Below are 18,878 nucleotides of genomic sequence, written 5' to 3'. Positions count from 1 at the left end.
TGCGAAACACTCTCTCCTATTATTTATACTAGCAACGGCCAGCGTCGTATTCGGTACGTTTGATGATTTCGTTTTGAACGCCGCAATCGAGGCGGGTGAAGTAGGCACTGAATCCTGCAACACGTACAATCAGGTCTGGGTATTCCTGCGGGTTCTGCTGCGCGTGCTTCAGGGTGTCGGAGCTTACGCAGTTAAACTGGATGTGGGAGCCGCCGAAATCGCAGTAGGTCTTGATCAGGGATATCAGGGTTTTCGCGCCCTGCGGACCTTCCAGAACGGAGGGGGAGAACTTCACGTTGAAGTGGTTAGCGCCGTACCGGACGGTGTCGATTGCTTCAGCACCGGATTTGATCAGTGCGGTGATACCTTCCTTGTCTGTGCCGGGCATTGCGGAAACACTACCGTCAGTGAGGGCTACGCCTGCTTTACGTCCGTTGGGCAGAGCACCCATGAGTCCGCCGAAGTAGTTGTGGTAAGACAGGGAGTATGCATCAAGCGGGGTGCGCTGTCCGAAGCAGTCCGGTCCCTGTGCGTGGTGGATTGCGTCCACGTCACGGTAGAAACGTTTAACAATGGCCTGAACTTCATCGTAGTCGTTGCCGTGCTTTGGTGCGTCAAAGCACATCTGGCGGATTTCTTCGTAACCGTCAAAGTTGGCTTTGAGTGCTTCAAGCAGCTCTTCCATGGTGATTTTCTTGGTGTCGAAAACAAGATGTTTGATGGCGAGAATGGAGTTCGCGGCATCAACACCGGCAGTCATGATCGGGTTAACCTGCGGGTAGCGGGTTCCGCCTGCTTCCTCGCACATGCCTTTTTCGATGCAGCCGTCATACATGGCGGAGCGGAATACACTCGGTACAACCTGAAGGCGGGCCATCTGGCTGAGGTCGGAGTGGGCGCGGGAAATGCGGAACAGGTTGTCCAGCTGGCCTTTCACTGCTTCGTAAAGATCTTCGAAAGTTTCGAAAGTTGTGGGGTCTCCGGTTTCTGCGCCGACCTTCTTCTTGGTCACCGGGCATTTACCGTTGTTGAGCACCAGTTCCACAACTTTAGCGAGACAGGGCTGGTCTTCCTGAGTGATGAAGCTGCCTTTGCCGCATACGCCGGTGGATACGCAGCCGTAGTTACCGCAGTTACGGGCATCTTCGAGGGTGATACCGTCGGGGTACTGGGCGAAACGGGCGAGGGTACGCTGTATAACGGCGTTGTTGTTCAGGATCTGGGGTTGGCCGGAACCGCCGCGGATGCATTCAACAACCTTCTGCATGTAGGAGTCTTTCAGTTTCGGGTGGTAGAGCAGGGTCAGGGTCGGCTGGATGCTCTTCATATTGATCTGGGTTTCGAGCATCAGCTCTTCCAGTTCTGTGGAGGCATCTTCGCCATTGGCATCCACACCGCCGATGGTCATGGACTGTCCGGTGTGTCCGGAAAGGGTCAGGGCGTATGAGTTACCCTGATATTCGCCCAGCTCGAGGTGGCGGATCCACTGGAATTTGAGCATGGTCAGGACCTGCTCACGGGTCAGGTTGCCTTCATCAATGTCTTTCTTGAAGAAGGGATACATGTACTGTCCGTAACGTCCGGGGGAAACTGCGCAGGCCATCTGCTCGGTTGCTACGCAGAGGTGGGTGAACCAGAAGGACTGGATAGCTTCACGGAAGTTGCGGGCCGGGTGTTCGGGAACGCGGCGGCATACTTCTGCGATTTCGAGCAGCTCTTCTTTAATCTTGGGATCGGATTCTTCCGCCGCAGTCTGCTCTGCCAGATCCGCATAACGGTGAGAGTGTTTGATTACCGCGTCAAAGGTGATCAGCATGGAGCGGTAAAGGTCGATCTTATCGCGGTTGGCAAGGATGTTAGGGGTTTCAGTAAGACGGGTTCTTACGTCTTCGATAAGATGGCGGATACCTTTGTTCAGCACCAGACCGTAATCAGCGATACCGGAACCGGAAGCAACGGAAACGTTCTCGTAGTACATGCCTGCTTTGGCGTACTTCTTTGCGCTCTCGCCGTACTTCTCTTTGTACATTTTGTTGTTCTGGTCGATGCAGGTGCGGCCTTTCCAGAGCTTGTAGGTCTTTTCCAGCAGTTCCTGTGTTTCGGCGGGAATCTTCATTTCGCCCAGAGAAGCCATTTTGGCCATCTGCATTTCTTCTTTAATCCAGGAAACGTTCCATTCGGGATAAGCGTAAACACCAGCACGAACACCGGTGAGGGTTCCGACGATGGGGTTGCCGTCGAGAAAGATTTTTTTCTGGGTCAGAACGCGCTCCAGAACTTTTGCGCGGATATATACTACAGGTTCACCCTGATGTTTCTCGTAAATTTCGTTCAGGAACTTGAGACGCTCAGGGTCCATAACCTGCGGAGCGTTCATGAGAAAATCTTTGAGTTCCTTGGCGCGGTCTTCGGCTGTATCCCAGTTAATGCCGTAACCTTGGGCAGTCTGGGTCTCTTCTTTTGCAGACAGAGTAGTATTCATTTCCATCTCCTGTGATTGTGCTATTGTTTTTGGGCTTTTAGGTAGATTGAAAGTGTAAATCGTTCGCTTGTTAATTTCGTCACTAGCACGGGGTGTGCCAGAGATGTGTTTTGGTTCTAAAAAACGTGCTAATATATTGATATAAATGTGTTTAATTATGAACAAGCAAGTGAGTCGGGAGTCTGAAGGGTAAAAAGAGAAAAGAAAGAAATTTTTCTTTTTTGAAAAAAAATTTGATTTGCTAAAAGATATTTTTTTAATTATCGACCCAATCAGCAGCCGGAGGTTTTGGACAGGTTTCAGATTTTCCGGGGATAAATGGAGGTTGTGAAAAATGTATTTTAGCAGGGAAAAATTTCATAATGTCAGTCGGCGCAGTATGCTGACTCCGGAAATGACAGCGATCTGGGATGATCTGGGACTCGGTGTGGCTGTGGTGGATGCTGAAGGATATTGCGAATACATGAATCCCATCCAGCGCAAGGTGGACGGTTTTTCACGGATTCATGTGGAAGGGCAGCACATTACCAAACTCTATGTCCCGCACGAACTTGATTGTATCCCGACCATTGAATGTTTGCGCGAGAGCAGGCCCATTCTCAAGAAAAGTTACCTGTACAAGACAACAAATAATTATCTCGCTGGGACTGTTTCCGACTTTTTTCCACTCTATGACCAGGGCCGCAAAGACGGGGTGCTGACTTTTACCCTCTGGACCGGGGCCGTTCCGCTGGGCGATCCTAACAAGAGGTCGCGCAGGTCCAAAACACGCGATAAAAGCTATTCCTATTACACTTTTGATTCACTCGTAGGACAGGACGATTCGTTACGTGAGGTTCTGGCTGAGGCTCGCACTGCCGCAATGTCTTCTTCGCATGTCATGATCTGGGGTGAGAGCGGCACTGGTAAAGAGGTTTTCGCACAGGCCATCCACATGGAAAGCGAGCGGCGCGAAAAGCCGTTTATTGCCGAGAACTGCGCCGCAATACCGGAAAATCTGCTCGAAGCGATTCTTTTCGGAACTTCGAAAGGGGCTTACACCGATGCTCCTGAAAAACCAGGACTTTTTGAGGAAGCCAACGGCGGAACACTGCTGCTTGACGAGCTGAATTCCATGCCGCTTGGTTTACAGGCCAAGCTTTTGCGTGTGTTGCAGGAAAAGCGGGTTCGCCGACTTGGTTCGCAAAAAGAAATTCCTGTAGATGTGCGCGTGATCAGCATTCTCAACGAAGCTCCGCTCAACGCTGTCAGCGAGGGCATTTTGCGCAGTGATTTATTCTATCGGCTGGCGGTGGTTGGATTGGCCGTGCCGCCATTACGGGAACGCAAGATGGATCTGACTGTGTTGATGCGTTCTTTTATCTCCCGTTCTGAACAGGTCAAAAGTCCCGGTCTGATCGGTGTTGAGCCGGATGTTGTGCAGATGTTTTTCGATTACGACTGGCCGGGTAATGTTCGTGAATTATTGCATGTTATCGAAGGTAGTCTGGCCCTTCTCGGAGAGCGGACATCTATCAGTGTGGAAAATCTGCCCCGCCATTTTCGCGAAGCACACGAGAAATCACTTATGACCGGGCTTTCGCAGTCAGAAACGGCTGTGCCTGATCAGGAAAATGAGTCCATGCTGGGCAAAAACTTTTTCGACTATAACAGTATCAAGCGCAACAGCGTTGTACCGCTTAAAAGCTGCGTGCAGCAGTATGAAACCGAGTGCATCAGGAACGTGCTGCGTGTGACAGGCGGGAACGTCGCCAAGGCTGCCCGGATCATGCAGATCACCGGGGCGGGGCTGCGCTACAAAATCCAGCAGCTCGGCATAGGGGATGATTTTTAGGAAGCATCCGGCGGGACTACCGCCGGATGCATTAAATTACAGAAAAGATCGAACCAGACAGACTATTCCTGCCAAGGCAATTACAGTCATGAGGACTTTGCGGAACAGGTCCTGATTGATGTGTTTGATGACCGGGAAGGAGAGCAGTGTCCCTATGGCGACAGCGGGTGCTCCGTAGAGGGCGTAGTCGATTACAGTCGGGGTGATCAGCCCGGCTCCTGCCTGCAGGATGCAGGTGAAAGTTGCCCTGATGACGAAAAAGACCCCGAGGGTTCCGAGAAATACCCGCGGCTGCCAGCCGACATATAGCCCGTAGGCTCCGATGGGCGGTCCGTCGAAAGATATGGCGGTCCCGAGCAGGCTGGCCCCGAATCCGGCGGCACTGCCCCGCGACCATGATTCCGGGTGGGTCTTTTCGACTTTGTAGGTCAGCTGCCAGTAGACGTAATAGATGAGCAGCGCGCCTACTGCTCCTTGCAGGATGGTGCTGGAGACAAAGGTCAGGATGTAGAGTCCGGCAAATGCACCGGGGATGGAGCCGACCAGCAACGGTTTAAGCGCGGACCAGCGGCAGTGTCGGAAATGCATGGCCGCGATACTGCCGTCCATGATGACATTGAGCAGGCAGGCGAGGGGGACAAGCTCCTGCATGGGAATGAACATGGCCGCTGCCGGAACAGCGACCATGGCCCCGCCGATACCGCTGACACCGGAAACAAATCCGCCGATCAGCCAAAGCAGGAATACTAAAACGTGGGGTGATTCAAACATTAAATTCTACTTTTTGCCGCTGGCAATGGATTCCTCGCAATGGGTGAGAGAATCGTAACCCAGCTTGCGCATGAGAATCTCATATCTTTCGCGTACGAGATTGCCTCCGTTGTGCTGGGTCTTGCGGGCGTAATTGAGGTAAAAGATCAGGGTTTTGGGGGAGTAGGTCTGCAATTCACCGTTAAGGTAGGTGCAGAAGGATTCGTGACCGTCGGGATGCACTGAAAGAGGAAACTGCGCGGAAACTTCTTTGCGCCAGTTACTTTCGATCTGCACCAGCTCAGAAATGGCCTGTGAGTCATTCTGCACCGGGATAATCCCTTCCATGAGCGCGTATTTTTCGGTCATGAGATTGCGCTTGTCGGCCACGGCCTGTTTGAGGTCGGCGAGATATGATTCAAGGTATTCGATAGGCATTACGGCATGGGTCATGTGGCGCATGATGCGAAAAGAATCGGGCTGCTCCTGACATGATGCAGTTCCGCCACGGTTCTTGACAGCGAGGAACATTTCCAGTTCCTGCGCGATTATTTCATCAATTAATTGCAGGCGTGCTTCTTCGGCCATGTGGTTCTCCTTAATGAAAAAAGTAACGAGCTTGGATTTGCAAACCTGATGCCTTTTTATCGTTTTGGGGCAAGATGGTTGCATTTATTTTACTATCATCCCGAATTGATTGCCCAAGTCAAGGATAAAGAGTTTGCGGGTGAGTAGTTGTGTGTCGGTAATTGGGATTTGTGGCTACTAAAAAAAATTTTAAAAAAAGAAAAAAAACTTTCGAAAAAGAACAAATTTTAAAAAATGGTTTATTGACGATGTTGATGGGTTAATTATTTAAACCTGTTATTTCTGGATATTATGGAGTTGGTGAAGAAATTCACGAATTGGCATCGGGTTTGCTTAGGGTAGACGGCGGCAGTGGTAGAACCGCCGATTCAGGTAGATTGAAAGTATTTTAGTAATCGTTCGCTCTTTGGAAGGAGAGGAGGGCCATGTCGCTTTATGCGTGCACATGGCGTGATGTGTCCGGGATGGCTTGTATTTCGGAGCACACAGCAGGCGGCTGTCTTTTGGTTAGAGGAGGAGCAGTCGCCGGGGCTGGAGACTATTTAAGGTTCCTGCCGCGAACTCATAAAACAAAGAGATAATCTGATGTCACAAGAACAACTGGAATTAGAAAAATCAATGTCGCCCTCTCAGGTTTGGGCGCTGGCACTGGGGTCAATCGTAGGTTGGGGGTGTTTTGTTCTTCCCGGGGATATGTTTCTTCCGCAGGCCGGTATTCTGGGTACACTTATCGGCTTCGGCGTAGGTGCTTTTCTTATTTGTTTCGTAGCGGTCTGCTACAGCTACATGATTAAATATGCTCCGGTTGCGGGCGGAGCATTTGCATATGCCTATGTCGGCTTTGGGCCGAGTGCGGCTTTTGTCTGCGGGTGGGCACTCGTACTTGGTTACATAGCCATCATCGGTATCGACGTTGCCGCGTTGGCGTTGATTTTCCGTTTCCTGTTTCCGGGGGTTTTTGAATTCGGGGCATTGTATTCCATTGCCGGCTGGCAGGTTTATACCGGCGAGGTAATTCTGATGACCGCCGCAACAGTGCTGTTCGGCTGGATGAATTATCGCGGAAACAGCTTTGCGGGTAAATTTCAGGTTATGCTGACTTTCCTGCTGACCGTCGGCATTGTTTCCCTTTTTACCGGTTCCGCATCCCTTGAAACCGCTGAGGTCGGAAACCTGCTCCCGCTTTTCGCAGAGCATCGTTCCATGATTTCCTGCGTACTGATTATTTTTGCGATTTCTCCCTTCCTTTTTGCCGGGTTCGATACTGTCCCGCAGGCTGCTGAAGAATTTACTTTTGAACCTGGCCGTGCACGCAACATCATGATTATCGCGATTTTGTGCGGTTTTGTGCTTTATGCTCTGGTGACTCTCGCAGTCGGTGTTGCCATTCCCGTTCCTGAAATGCTGGCTAAGATGGATGCCATGCGTGCTGCCGGAGGTACTGCCTGGGCCACTGGCGAAGTTGCGGCTATGGCTTTTGGTAAACTTGGTGCTGTCATTCTGGCCTGTGCGGTTATGGGCGCGGTCTGCACCGGGATTAATGGTTTCTACATCGCCACTTCCCGCCTGCTGCTGAGTATGGCGCGTGGTGGCATCATGCCCGCTTGGTTCGGTGATATCCACCCGAAGTACCGCACACCTTACAAAGCTATTCTTTTTACCATCGCCATTGTCCTGCTGACCCCTTTTGCAGGACGTTCCGTTATCGTCTGGATTGTTGATATGAGTTCTGTAGGAACAGGTATCGGTTACCTGTTTTCCTGCCTTGCGGCCCGCCGTGTGATTCTCGGTTCTACAGATGTAGACCAGCGGGCAGTGAAGCTGTTCTGCTGTGGAATGGGGACACTGGCTTCCGTTCTTTGTATCGTACTGCTGCTTATTCCCGGTTCCCCGGCTTACATCAGTGAAGCTTCCCGCTGGTGCATGGTCGCCTGGGTTGCAATGGGTGTTTTCTTTTACTTCTCCAACAAGAGTGCTTGGGCAGAACTTCCCGAAGCCCAGATGCGTAAAAATGTTTTGGGCAGTGATAAAATCCCGGTTTTCTACAAAGGAGCCGCTCAGGGCCAGCCCCAGACTGCAACAGAATAATTAACCTCATTCATATATAAACAATGCAAATCCCCCTTCGAATAAGTTCGAAGGGGGATTTTTTGCAATAAATGGAGGGTATCGGCAACTAAACACAAAAAGTTGTGATACATTGTCGGTGTTTCTTGAGCTTTTTTAAACATAATTCAATGTCGTAAAGCTATAAGGAAGGGGTATATTTGTTAAATACTTTCTTTTGATGCTTAAAAATAATTATATTCACTCTCCAGTTCTTTTCTTTGGTTAGTGTAAAGTCATCCCCACGATGCCTTTACAAAGGGAACCCACCCAACGCAGGATTGTAACACAAAAGCAAAAAACGAACCAAGTGGCTTTGCTTTGGAATATCAGTCGATTATGATTCTAAAGACTTTCCTGCTGTGGTTCCTTTTTTCGCGGGTGTTACATAATTATTGTAAAATTCTGCAACGTTCTAGTGTAACGGAAATTGCCTCAGCCCCTTTGTTTAGGGGAGATGAGGGTGTTATTGACTTATTAACACACTTTCCCGGGCTTTGTGAGTCAAAGTGACACCGTAAGCAGATTGTCACTTTTAGGCGTCAGTTCAAGTTTGGTCAGGCAATTAGAAAAGTAGAATTTTTGGGTTATGATTAGTTGTTACAGGTGTTTATGGTTGCTTTGTTTTTGTTAAAATACTCTTATGATTTTGATTGTTAATCTCATAACATAAAAAATGCTGGCATAAAACAGAAAATACTGGCTCTCTTATGCGATGCTGAATCTGGAATTTACGATAGAAATCTTTTGTACGAAGAGTACTGTGAATGAATAATATCGAAGCGTTATTCAGGATGACTGTTCTGCGTGAATGCCATGACTCGAAGCGTAAGGATGCCGAAGGGGTGCTTGCTGCGGCCTTTTTTTCCACGCTCGGAGTCGGTGCTTTTACTTTCGCCCTTTCTTTGGGAGCCCGTTCGGCCGGGGTTTCTGCTGCATGGCTGGGGCTTGCTTTTTCCGGTTACTTTTTTGCCCGTCTGATTTTGGCCCCGTTTGCTGGGTATGCCGCTGATTCCATTGGCTCCCGGCCTTTATTGCTGGGTGCTTCAGGATTAGGGGTGGTAGTGCCCTTCTTTTATATTTTTCATCCGGCAGTGGAGACTCTCGGCATTATCCAGATCTGTTTGGGATTTTGTTCAGGTATAATCAAGCCTGTGAGCATGGGGTTACTCGGTGATTGCGTTCCTGAAAGCAGTCGGGGTCGCTTGTTTGGAGCTTACAATACCTGCATGTACGGCGCGTTGGTGCTTGGTCCGCTTGCAGGAGGTGCGGCGGTGGGCATACAGGGACTGATAGGGGAGCTGAGTCTTCTTTGGCCTGTTCTGGGCATGGGGTTTTCTTTTCTTGCTTTTGCGCGGAGCAGGATGGGAACAGCCCCGGCACGCGATAAAAAAGGTGCTACGCAAAGATTGCCGTGGCGTAATCCTTTTTTTGCGGTTTTGTTACTGGCTGTGCTGGGCAGGACTGCCGGAGCCTCTGTCGTGATAACTTTTCTGCCCCGGCTGATAAATGAATCCTACGGCTTGGACGGTATGCAGGCCGGGCTTCTTTTTGCCTTGCCCAGCCTTGTCCTTATAGCCGTAACTCCGCTCACCGGAAAGTGGGCCGACCTGCGCGACCGGGCCGGGCTTACTTTTTTGGGGATGGGTCTTTGCGCTGCTTGTTTGTTCGGATACGGGCAGGTTGCTCACCTGTGGATGTTTTGCCTTCTGGCAGCGGGAATGGGCCTTGGCTCTGCTTTGTCGCTTCCTGCTTCCATGTCGATGGCCGCTGATATGGGCCGGGGCCGGGTCATGGGAATTTTTCTTGGTGTCTCAAATCTGGGATTCGTTTTAGGCCCTGCTTTGGCCGGTTTTGCAGCTGAAGCCGGGGGCATGGCAGATGCCTTTGAGTTGACAGCATTGTTCAGTGGATTTTGTCTGCTGCCCATTTTTCTGGTTATGAGCCGTAAGCTTTATGTGTCTTGATTTTAGATGTTTATCCAGTTTTAGATTATGGATAAAGAAATATTTCACAACCGGTTGACCTTTTTTCTTGTTCTAGTTAGGAAATAAGTCCAACGCAAAAAAACTTCGTGCGTTTTTACCCCACACTTTCCGGATTTCCTATCTGGAGCGCTACGAAGGTTTAGATTCATTCCATACCCACCCAATCAAGGAGACGTCCCGGCGCATGCGCTGTGGCGAGTTGTTCTGTTGCACCCGTTTTTAGGTCCGTTAACCTTTTCAAGGACAAGGTGTATTCTCCATGATTAAGCTCAAAAAAGGACTTGATGTTCCTATCTCGGGCGAGCCTGCACTGGATATTATCGAAGAAAAATATCCGGGCCGCGTGGCCGTACTCGGAGGCGACTATGTCGGCATGAAACCGACCATGGACGTTTGCGAGGGTGATACGGTCAAGCTGGGCCAGCCCATCTTTTCAGATAAAAAGATCGACGGAGTCGTCTTTACCGCTCCGGGAGCCGGAAAGGTCGTTGCTGTTAACCGTGGTGAGCGCAGGGTATTGCAATCTGTGGTCATCGAACTTGATGAAGCGGCCGGCGAAGTGGAGTTCCCGGCGTATGATTCAGATAAACTGACTTCCCTCGACGGTGATAAGGTTGTCGAGAATCTCGTGAATTCAGGAATGTGGACCGCGTTTCGGACGCGTCCTTTCAGCAAGACTCCGGCCCCGGCTACAAGACCCCGTTCTATTTTCGTCACCGCAATGGATACCAATCCGCTTGCTTTCGACCCTGCTCCTATTCTCTGGAAAGAGTCGGATGCATGGCTGGACGGCCTGCGTGTGCTGACCTGCTTAAGTGAAGGCGCAGTAAATGTCTGCGCTGCCGGAGGGGCGACCCTTCCGCTTATTCAGGAAGTTGATCTGCACATGTTTTCCGGTCCACACCCTGCGGGACTCCCCGGAACCCACATCCATTTTATTGATCCGGTCGGTCCGGCAAAGACCAACTGGCACATTGGCTATCAGGACGTTATTGCAATAGGCAAACTGTTCGCCACAGGTCGTCTTGCTACAGAACGTTACGTGGCTCTCGGCGGTCCTATGGTCAACCGTCCCCGGATTATCAAAACCCGTCTGGGGGCCAGCCTCGAAGAACTGCTGGCTGGAGAACTCAAGAATGGAGCTGTCCGTCCTATTTCCGGCTCAGTGCTTTCCGGCACAAAGGCCGAAGGTCCGCTGGCATTTCTTGGTCGTTTTCACAATCAGATTTCAGCGGTTGAAGAAGGCGGCAAGCAGGACTTCATGGGTTGGGTGGCTCCGGGCCGGGATAAGTTCTCGGTTAAGTCCGTATTCGCTTCAGCTTTCAGCAAAAAGAAAAAGTTATTTGACTTGAACACCCTGCTGGGCGGCAGCCATCGCGCCATCTTCCCCACCGGGGCTTTTGATCAGGTTATGCCGCTGGATATCCTGCCGACCTATCTGGTCCGGGCTATGGCGGTGATGGATACAGACGAAGCCCAGGCTCTGGGCTGCCTTGAATTGGATGAGGAAGATCTCGCCCTGTTATCCTTCGTGGATTGCGGCAAAAACGATTTCGGGTTCATGCTGCGCGAAGTCCTCACTCAGATCGAGAAGGAAGGGTAGGGATATGAGAAAATTACTTGATAAAATGCACGGTGCGGTCACCGGAGACGGGAAATACACAAAGTATTATCCCGTTTACGAGATGATCGATACCTTTTTGTATTCACCCACGGAGACCAGCTCCGGATCGCCTCATGTGCGCGATGCCATCGACCTGAAAAGGGTCATGATCACAGTGGTATTCGCCTTGATCCCCTGTTTCTACATGGCTATGTGGAATACTGGGTATCAGGCCAATGCCGCGCTGGCTTCCATGGGACTGGAGGCCGGAACAGGCTGGCGCTGGTCGGTCATGACCGGGCTTGGCCTTTCCGCTGATCCCGAATGCTTCGGGGCCAATCTCCTGCTTGGCTCGCTCTACTTCTTTCCCATCTACATCGTCTGCAACATTGCAGGCGGCTTTTGGGAAACCCTGTTCGCGGTTATCCGCAAACACGAAATCAACGAAGGTTTTCTGGTAACCGGATCATTGATCCCGCTCATAGTTCCCCCGCATATTCCGCTCTGGCAGGTGGCTCTGGCTACCAGTTTCGGCGTGGTTATCGGTAAGGAAATCTTCGGCGGAACCGGAAAGAACATTCTTAACCCGGCCCTGCTGGCCCGCGCATTCCTGTTCTTCGCCTATCCGGGCCAGATTTCAGGTAACAGCGTCTGGGTTCCGGTGGACGGCTTTTCCGGCGCAACCCCGCTGGCCCTTGCTTCCGAGGGCGGCATCAATGCGGTTACCGCGAAATATTCATGGTGGGACTGCTTCATCGGAACCATCCCCGGATCACTTGGTGAAACCTCCACACTGGCCTGCCTCATCGGCGGTGCTGTGCTGATCATCACCGGAATCGCATCATGGCGGATTATGGTTTCCCTGCTTGCCGGGGCCTTTGCCACCGCAGTAATCTTCAACGGAGTGGGCAGTGCCACCAACCCCATGATGACTGTCAGCCCGCTCTGGCATCTGGTCATGGGCGGACTGGCCTTCGGTATGGTCTACATGGCTACCGACCCGGTTTCATCTTCCATGACGCCTAAAGGGCAGTTCTATTACGGCGCGCTTATCGGGGTCATGATCATCCTGATCCGTACGGTCAACCCGGCCTATCCCGAAGGCGTCATGCTGGCGATTCTTTTCGGTAACGTGTTTGCCCCGCTTATAGACAACTACGTGATGCGGGCCAACATCAAGCGAAGGATGGTGCGCAGTGTCTAACGATTCCACTAAAAAAATATTCACTGTGGCCTTTTCCCTGTGCCTTGTCTGCTCGCTGCTGGTTTCGACTGCTGCGGTGGGACTGAAATCCATTCAGGAAGACAATAAGGTCAAGGAACGTAAGGAAAACATACTCAAAGCCGCGGGTATCTATAACGAAGATGAATCCGTGGATGAACTTTATAAACAGATTGTGCCCAAGGTGGTTGATCTGGCTACCGGTGAATATGTCGACATGGACGCCGCAGCATACGATCAGCGCAAGGCCGCCAAAGACCCGGCCTCAAGCGTTGCCATTTCGTCCGACAATGATCTGGCCGGAATCGGCAAGCGGGCCAAGCTCGCCAGCGTCTACCTGCTCAAGGAAGGCGATAAGCTCAAGCGCGTGGTCCTGCCCCTGCACGGTAAGGGACTCTGGTCCACCATGTACGGATTTATCGCTCTTGCCCCGGACTTCAACACCGTCAAGAACTTCGGTTTCTATGAACATGCTGAAACCCCCGGTCTCGGCGGCGAAGTGGATAACCCTAACTGGAAAATTCTCTGGGTGGACAAGAAAGTCTACAACGACAAGCATGAACCGGTCATCGACGTGATCAAAGGTAACGTCAGCACTACAGATCCGGCAGCGGAGTTTAAAGTGGACGGCATTGCCGGGGCCACGCTGACTGCCAACGGTGTAGAAAATCTGGTGCGTTACTGGCTTGGTAAGGGCGGCTTCGGTCTCTATCTCAAGCGTCTGGCAACAGAGGGAGGTGAGCATAATGGCTAAATTCAGGGAAGTTCTCTTAAAGCCGCTGGTGGAAGATAACCCCATCGCGGTCCAGATCTTAGGCATCTGCTCTGCTCTTGCGGTTACCACTAAGCTTGAGACCGCTTTTGTCATGAGTCTCGCGGTTGTTTTTGTTACCGCAGCCTCCAACGTCTCGGTCAGCTCCATCAGGCAGCACATTCCTTCGAGCATCCGCATCATCGTCATGATGACCATCATCGCGACGCTGGTAATTATCGTGGACCAGTTCCTGAAAGCTTTTGCCTACGGAATCAGCAAACAGCTTTCGGTTTTTGTCGGACTTATCATCACCAACTGCATCGTCATGGGCCGTGCTGAGGCTTTCGCCATGCAGAACACCCCGAAGATGAGTCTTGCCGACGGTATCGGTAACGGTTTGGGCTACGGTCTGGTTCTGGTGACTGTTGCATTCCTGCGTGAACTTTTCGGTTCAGGCAAGATCTTCGGGCTGACCATCTTCAAACTGGAATCAGCAGGTGGCTGGTACGAGCCGAACGGGCTCATGCTCCTGCCGCCCAGTGCCTTCTTTATCATCGGCCTGCTCATCTGGGGCGTTAATGTCTACGAAAAACGCAAGGCTAAACGCTAGGAGGATGCTGTGGAAAACTTAATCAATATATTCGTTAGATCTATCTTCATAGAAAACCTTGCTCTGGCCTTCTTCTTAGGCATGTGCACCTATCTTGCGGTGTCCAAGAAAGTCCAGACATCAATGGGTCTTGGCGTGGCTGTTATCGTGGTCATGACCATCACCGTTCCGGTGAACAACCTGCTCTACAACTACTTCCTGCGCGAAGGCGCGCTGGCCTGGGCCGGGTTCGGGAATACCGACCTGACCTTTGTGGGACTAATCTCCTACATCGGAGTTATCGCGGCTATTGTCCAGATTCTGGAAATGGCACTCGATAAGTACGTGCCGTCGCTATACAACGCGCTGGGTATCTTCCTGCCGTTGATCACGGTTAACTGCGCCATCCTCGGGGCCTCCCTGTTCATGGTCGAGCGTGATTACAACTTCGTGGAATCGGTGACCTTCGGTTTCGGTTCCGGCGTGGGCTGGGCACTGGCTATCGTGCTGCTGGCCGGTATCCGCGAGAAGATGAAGTATTCTGATGTACCTGAAGAACTTGAGGGACTGGGGATCACTTTTATCGTGGTCGGACTCATGTCTTTCGGTTTCCTGTCATTTTCAGGAATTCAGATGTAGGCGGGCCGGGCGTGAATTTAGCCCGTTGTTTTAACCGTTAAACTATGGGGAAGAACCATGGTTGAAATAATACTCGGTGTGGTGATGTTTACCGGCGTGGTCCTTGCGCTGTGCGTGTTCATCCTTCTGGCCCGGGCCAAGCTGGTCCCGAGCGGAGAGGTGAACATTGAAATCAACGGTGATCCGGAAAAGACCGTCGTGGTCCGGCCCGGAAGCAAGCTTCTCGGTGCTCTTGCGGAGAAAGAAATATATGTTCCCTCGGCCTGCGGTGGCGGTGGTTCCTGCGGTCAGTGCAAGTGCCATGTCCATGAGGGCGGAGGCGATATCCTGCCTACTGAAACCTCGTTCATCACCAAGCGTGAGGCCCGTGAGGGAATGCGTCTGGCCTGTCAGGTCAACGTGAAGCAGGATATGAAGATCGAGGTCCCGGCTGAAATCTTCGATATCAAGAAATGGGAGTGCACAGTTAAATCCAACATCCCCCGCGCAACCTTTATCAAGGAACTTACCCTTGAGTTGCCTGCGGGTGAGAACGTTGATTTCCGTGCCGGCGGTTACATCCAGATTGAAGCCCCGGCCCATACTGTCAACTACAAGGATTTTGAAGTTGGCGATAAGTTCCGCGAGGATTGGGACAAGTTCGATCTCTGGCGTTACACCTCAGTGGTTAAGGAACCCATTGTCCGGGCTTATTCCATGGCCAACTATCCTGAGGAAGAGGGCATTATCATGCTTAACGTGCGTGTCTGCCCGCCGCCTCCGTTTGCTCCTGATGCCCCTCCGGGCCAGATGTCTTCTTTCATCTACAGCCTCAAGCCCGGCGACAAGGTGACCATCTCCGGTCCTTACGGCGAGTTCTTTGCCCGCGATACCGATGCCGAGATGATCTTTATCGGCGGTGGTGCGGGTATGGCTCCCATGCGTTCACACATCTTCGATCAGCTCCGCCGTCTCGCATCGACCCGCAAGATCAGCTACTGGTACGGTGCGCGAAGTCTGCGTGAGATGTTCTATGTGGAAGAGTTCGACAAGCTGGCTGAAGACTGCCCGAACTTCACATGGCATGTGGCCCTATCCGATCCGCTGCCTGAAGATAACTGGACCGGATATACCGGATTCATCCATCAGGTGCTTTATGAAAACTATATCAAGGAACATCCCGCTCCCGAAGATTGCGAATTCTACATGTGCGGACCGCCGATGATGGCTTCCGCTGTGGAGAAAATGCTCATGGATCAGGGCGTGGAAAAAGAAAATATAATGTACGACGATTTCGGCGGCTAAGAAGCCTCCGGCGGGCCTCCCGGCGGGCGCTTTCAGCGGGACCAGAAGGCCGAGGGCCCTCTGGACTCCCCGGTAAGGCTTCGCCGCTGGAGGCTCCGCGCCGTACCGTAAAATTGCAAACCGTTTACCCGCGTTCGGGTGGGATAAGAAGGAATTGGAATGAGAAAAGTTTCGGGGTTGCCGCGATGGGCCGTTTTAGCAGGCCTTTTGTTCATACTTGCCGGATGCGGCAGTGATTCAACCCCTGTGAAATTGCAGGGTAGAGCCATCGGCACGACTTATTCCATCGTGGCGTACAATCTGCCGGACAGTCTTGATGCGCAGCAGATGCAGAAAGGCTTGGAGCAGGTTGTGGCCGGTGTGAATTCTGTTATGTCCCTCTTTAATCCCGGTTCCGAGCTGTCCCGTTTTAATGCGTACAAAGGTGAAGACTGGTTTCAGGTTTCAAAGGAACTTGCTGTGGTGGTCAGGACCGCCAAGACCATAAGTCTGCTCACTGGTGGGGCTTTCGATATCACCGTGGCTCCGCTGGTCAATCTCTGGGGCTTCGGTCCGGATGCCCGACCTGAGAGAATTCCGTCAGCTGAACAGATTGCTGCTGCGCAGGGCGGAATCGGATTTGATTTTGTTCAGGTGCGTACTGATCCTCCGGCTTTGAAGAAAGTAAAGCCGGGCATCACCATTGATTTGGCGGCTATCGCCAAAGGTTATTGCGTTGATGCCGTGGCTGATTGGCTGGAGCAGAGCGGAGTCTCTGATTTCATGGTTGAAATCGGCGGTGAAATCAGGACCGGAGGATCAAAACCGGGCAAGACTCCGTGGTTGATAGGTGTTGAAAAGCCGACTTCCGGCGGTCGTGCCGTGCAGGCCGTGATTGAACTCAGTGGGCGGGCCATGGCTACTTCCGGTGATTACCGCAACTATTTTGAGGCGGACGGGAAACGTTATTCCCATATCATCGATCCGGTCAGCGGCAAGCCTGTTTCACATAGCCTTGTTTCGGTCAGCGTGGTGGAGGATTCCTGTACCATGGCCGATGCCTTAGCCACCGGGCTGATGGTACTGGGGCCGGAACAAGGTATAAAACTGGCGGAAAAGCATAAGCTTTCAGCATTTTTTATTGTGAAAACTGCTGATGGTTTTGCTGAAACAGCCACAGGCAATTTCCCTGAACACAAAACATTGAAGTGAGGATAGATTCCATGGAAAATATAATCTTGGCTGCCGTTGTTTTCGGGCTGGTGTTTCTGGCTCTGGCTATCGGGGTCATTTTCAAACGCAATTGCATCCGCGGTTCCTGCCAGGGGTCTATTCAGGCCGGGGACGGATCTGGCTGCCGTTGCGGTAAATATGATTTCGAAAAGAAACTTATCGACAAGAACCATTCGTCACTCAAGCCGCTGTAAAAGCGACCGGGAGAAAATGTTATGATGACAACAATTCAGACTGCAAAGGATGTAATTGAGCAGACTCGAGCTTTTCACAACAGGCTGGTTTCGTTTTACAAAGATCTCTCCTATCAGGTCGATAAGGAAAGGGCGAAACTTCTTCTGGAATACATGAGCCGTCACCACGAAAATCTTGTGGAAATCATGGATGAATACGGTTCAGGTGTTTCCCAACATATTCTGGATACATGGTTCATGTACGTGCATAAGGAGTGCGACTTGTCTCCGTTTTTCAGTGCCGATCTGGGGCCGGATATGACTGCCCAGCAGGTCATGAAGCTTGCCGTTGATCTGGACAAGTGCCTGCTCGAAACATATGAAGCCATGCTCCAGAACGATATTCCTGATGATGTCAGCGAAGTCTTTCAGGGGCTTCTTGATCTGGAAAAGCGGGAAAAAATCAAGATGGCCAAGAGTGCCCTCAAGATCGAAACATTGTAATTAAAACTTAATCCTTCCAAGAAATATGAAAGTGGAAAGCCTCACATTGCGCTGGTGCAATGTGAGGCTTTTTGTTTCTCTTTTTCGCGTCTGGCGGATCAGAGGCTGTATAAATTCATGTTCGGAGTGATGCTGAGTTCCATGTCCGGCCTGATGTGTTCCTTCGCCTTGGAGCGAACATCGTTCATGTCCTTGGCGGTGGAAAAGGTGGCCTGCAGGCTGTGTCCGTACCTGAAGTTGGCTGCGAAATAGATCATGAACAGCCTGAACCGTTTAAGGGCCCGGATGGGATCGAAGTCTTCTTCAAGGGCATCGGCCAGACGGATGACATAATCCTGAAAAACATTCTCATCCGGCGTGAAACCTGCGGTCCATTCCGCAAACAGCCACGGACGGGCCATAGCCATGCGGCCTATGGAAATTCCGTCACATCCGGTCTTGTCGAGCATGCTCCGGCAGTGCTTCGGAGTCGTTACATCTCCATTACCGAAGACCGGTATTGAGACAGCTTCTTTTATGTAGCGGATATGATCAATTCTGGGTGGGCGGGTACGTTTGTCCGGGGCCACACGGGGGTGGAAAACCAGACATCCGGCTCCTGCCGATTCGAAACTTTTTGCCAGATCAACAGCCGGGCCGATATCGGTGGACCATCCGGTGCGGTATTTGACGAAAACCGGGATGGATACGGCTTCCCGCACCGCTTCCACAATTTTCAGAGCCATGTCCGGTGTCTTGAGCAGGGCGGCTCCGGCTTCGCGTTTGATCATGCCTCGTGCCGAGCAGCCCATGTTGATATCAACTCCGAAAAAACCTTCATCTTCAACTCGCTTGGCTGCGATGACCATTTCTTCCGGGGTGGCACCGACCAGCTGGCAGACCAGATTAGGCAGTTCATATTCATGCCAATTGAAAACCGGGGAAACTCCGGGTTTTTCTGTGGGTACAGCTTTGGCGCTGCACATTTCAGTAAACATCAATCCGCAGGAGCCGTAATGGGCAAGAACCTTACGGAATGCACTGTGGGTCAATCCGGCCATAGGGGCCAGCCACAAGCGGTTGGAAACAGTCTTTCCGCCGATGGTGACGGGGGCCGCAAGTTTGCTTAAATCCGGAGCAGTGGAATTGTTCATAGAAGCCGTGAAACAGG

At 51.6% G+C, this 18,878-nt stretch carries 16 protein-coding genes; 12 read left to right on the top strand and 4 right to left on the bottom strand.

The genetic code is table 11. From position 1 onward, the window contains the following. Positions 1-28: 28 nt before the first annotated feature. Positions 29-2,482: a glycyl radical protein gene (locus ACNI29_RS05360; protein WP_419781166.1), complete on the bottom strand. Its 2,454-nt coding sequence runs from the start codon at positions 2,480-2,482 to the stop codon at positions 29-31. A 334-nt stretch (positions 2,483-2,816) separates the two neighbouring features. On the opposite strand from ACNI29_RS05360, the gene ACNI29_RS05355 reads away from it, so the two are divergent. Next, positions 2,817-4,316 (top strand): sigma-54 interaction domain-containing protein, encoded by a 1,500-nt coding sequence (locus ACNI29_RS05355; protein ID WP_419781165.1) that lies wholly within the window; start codon positions 2,817-2,819, stop codon positions 4,314-4,316. A 36-nt stretch (positions 4,317-4,352) separates the two neighbouring features. Here the strand turns inward: ACNI29_RS05355 and ACNI29_RS05350 are convergent, their stop codons facing one another. Beyond that, positions 4,353-5,087 (bottom strand): sulfite exporter TauE/SafE family protein, encoded by a 735-nt coding sequence (locus ACNI29_RS05350; RefSeq protein WP_419781164.1) that lies wholly within the window; start codon positions 5,085-5,087, stop codon positions 4,353-4,355. Positions 5,088-5,093: 6 nt separating this feature from the next. Further along, on the bottom strand, positions 5,094-5,654 hold the full coding sequence (locus ACNI29_RS05345) for a DUF4125 family protein (protein WP_419781163.1): 561 nt from the start codon (positions 5,652-5,654) through the stop codon (positions 5,094-5,096). 585 nt (positions 5,655-6,239) lie between these two features. Between ACNI29_RS05345 and ACNI29_RS05340 the strand changes: the two genes are divergently transcribed. The 11 genes from ACNI29_RS05340 to ACNI29_RS05290 all read left to right on the top strand — a co-directional run bounded on the left by ACNI29_RS05340 (position 6,240) and on the right by ACNI29_RS05290 (position 17,728). Beyond that, positions 6,240-7,742, top strand: a complete 1,503-nt coding sequence (locus ACNI29_RS05340; RefSeq protein ID WP_419781162.1) for an APC family permease — start codon at positions 6,240-6,242, stop codon at positions 7,740-7,742. Positions 7,743-8,527: 785 nt separating this feature from the next. Further along, positions 8,528-9,727, top strand: a complete 1,200-nt coding sequence (locus ACNI29_RS05335) for an MFS transporter (RefSeq protein ID WP_419781161.1) — start codon at positions 8,528-8,530, stop codon at positions 9,725-9,727. 280 nt (positions 9,728-10,007) lie between these two features. After that, a complete protein-coding gene (locus ACNI29_RS05330; RefSeq protein ID WP_419781160.1) occupies positions 10,008-11,351 on the top strand; it encodes a Na(+)-translocating NADH-quinone reductase subunit A in 1,344 nt (447 codons plus the stop codon). 4 nt (positions 11,352-11,355) lie between these two features. Beyond that, the gene (locus tag ACNI29_RS05325) at positions 11,356-12,555 is read left to right on the top strand and encodes an NADH:ubiquinone reductase (Na(+)-transporting) subunit B (RefSeq protein ID WP_419781159.1); all 1,200 of its coding nucleotides are present in this window, start codon (positions 11,356-11,358) and stop codon (positions 12,553-12,555) included. Further along, positions 12,548-13,327, top strand: coding sequence for a Na(+)-translocating NADH-quinone reductase subunit C (locus ACNI29_RS05320; protein WP_419781158.1), 780 nt, complete (start codon positions 12,548-12,550; stop codon positions 13,325-13,327). Before ACNI29_RS05325 ends, ACNI29_RS05320 begins: the two co-directional genes overlap by 8 nt. Next, complete coding sequence (locus tag ACNI29_RS05315) at positions 13,320-13,937, top strand: NADH:ubiquinone reductase (Na(+)-transporting) subunit D (protein WP_419781157.1); 618 nt, start codon at positions 13,320-13,322, stop codon at positions 13,935-13,937. The genes ACNI29_RS05320 and ACNI29_RS05315 overlap by 8 nt, the downstream gene beginning before the upstream one ends. 9 nt (positions 13,938-13,946) lie before the next feature. Further along, a complete protein-coding gene (nqrE, locus tag ACNI29_RS05310) occupies positions 13,947-14,555 on the top strand; it encodes an NADH:ubiquinone reductase (Na(+)-transporting) subunit E (RefSeq protein WP_419781156.1) in 609 nt (202 codons plus the stop codon). A gap of 57 nt (positions 14,556-14,612) precedes the next feature. Next, a complete protein-coding gene (gene nqrF, locus ACNI29_RS05305) occupies positions 14,613-15,839 on the top strand; it encodes an NADH:ubiquinone reductase (Na(+)-transporting) subunit F (RefSeq protein ID WP_419781154.1) in 1,227 nt (408 codons plus the stop codon). A 159-nt stretch (positions 15,840-15,998) separates the two neighbouring features. Next, positions 15,999-17,030: an FAD:protein FMN transferase gene (locus tag ACNI29_RS05300; protein ID WP_419781153.1), complete on the top strand. Its 1,032-nt coding sequence runs from the start codon at positions 15,999-16,001 to the stop codon at positions 17,028-17,030. Positions 17,031-17,041: 11 nt separating this feature from the next. Then, positions 17,042-17,245, top strand: coding sequence for a hypothetical protein (locus tag ACNI29_RS05295; protein ID WP_419781152.1), 204 nt, complete (start codon positions 17,042-17,044; stop codon positions 17,243-17,245). A 21-nt stretch (positions 17,246-17,266) separates the two neighbouring features. After that, positions 17,267-17,728, top strand: coding sequence for a hypothetical protein (locus tag ACNI29_RS05290; protein WP_419781151.1), 462 nt, complete (start codon positions 17,267-17,269; stop codon positions 17,726-17,728). 98 nt (positions 17,729-17,826) lie between these two features. On the opposite strand, the gene ACNI29_RS05285 is transcribed toward ACNI29_RS05290, so the two are convergent. After that, positions 17,827-18,861: a tRNA dihydrouridine synthase gene (locus tag ACNI29_RS05285; RefSeq protein ID WP_419781150.1), complete on the bottom strand. Its 1,035-nt coding sequence runs from the start codon at positions 18,859-18,861 to the stop codon at positions 17,827-17,829. Between the last annotated feature and the right edge of the window lie 17 nt (positions 18,862-18,878).

This window comes from Maridesulfovibrio spiralis (SeqCode), assembly GCF_048571135.1.
Taxonomy (GTDB): Bacteria; Desulfobacterota; Desulfovibrionia; order Desulfovibrionales; family Desulfovibrionaceae; genus Maridesulfovibrio; species Maridesulfovibrio spiralis.
This window is presented reverse-complemented; position numbering and strand designations above follow the sequence as displayed.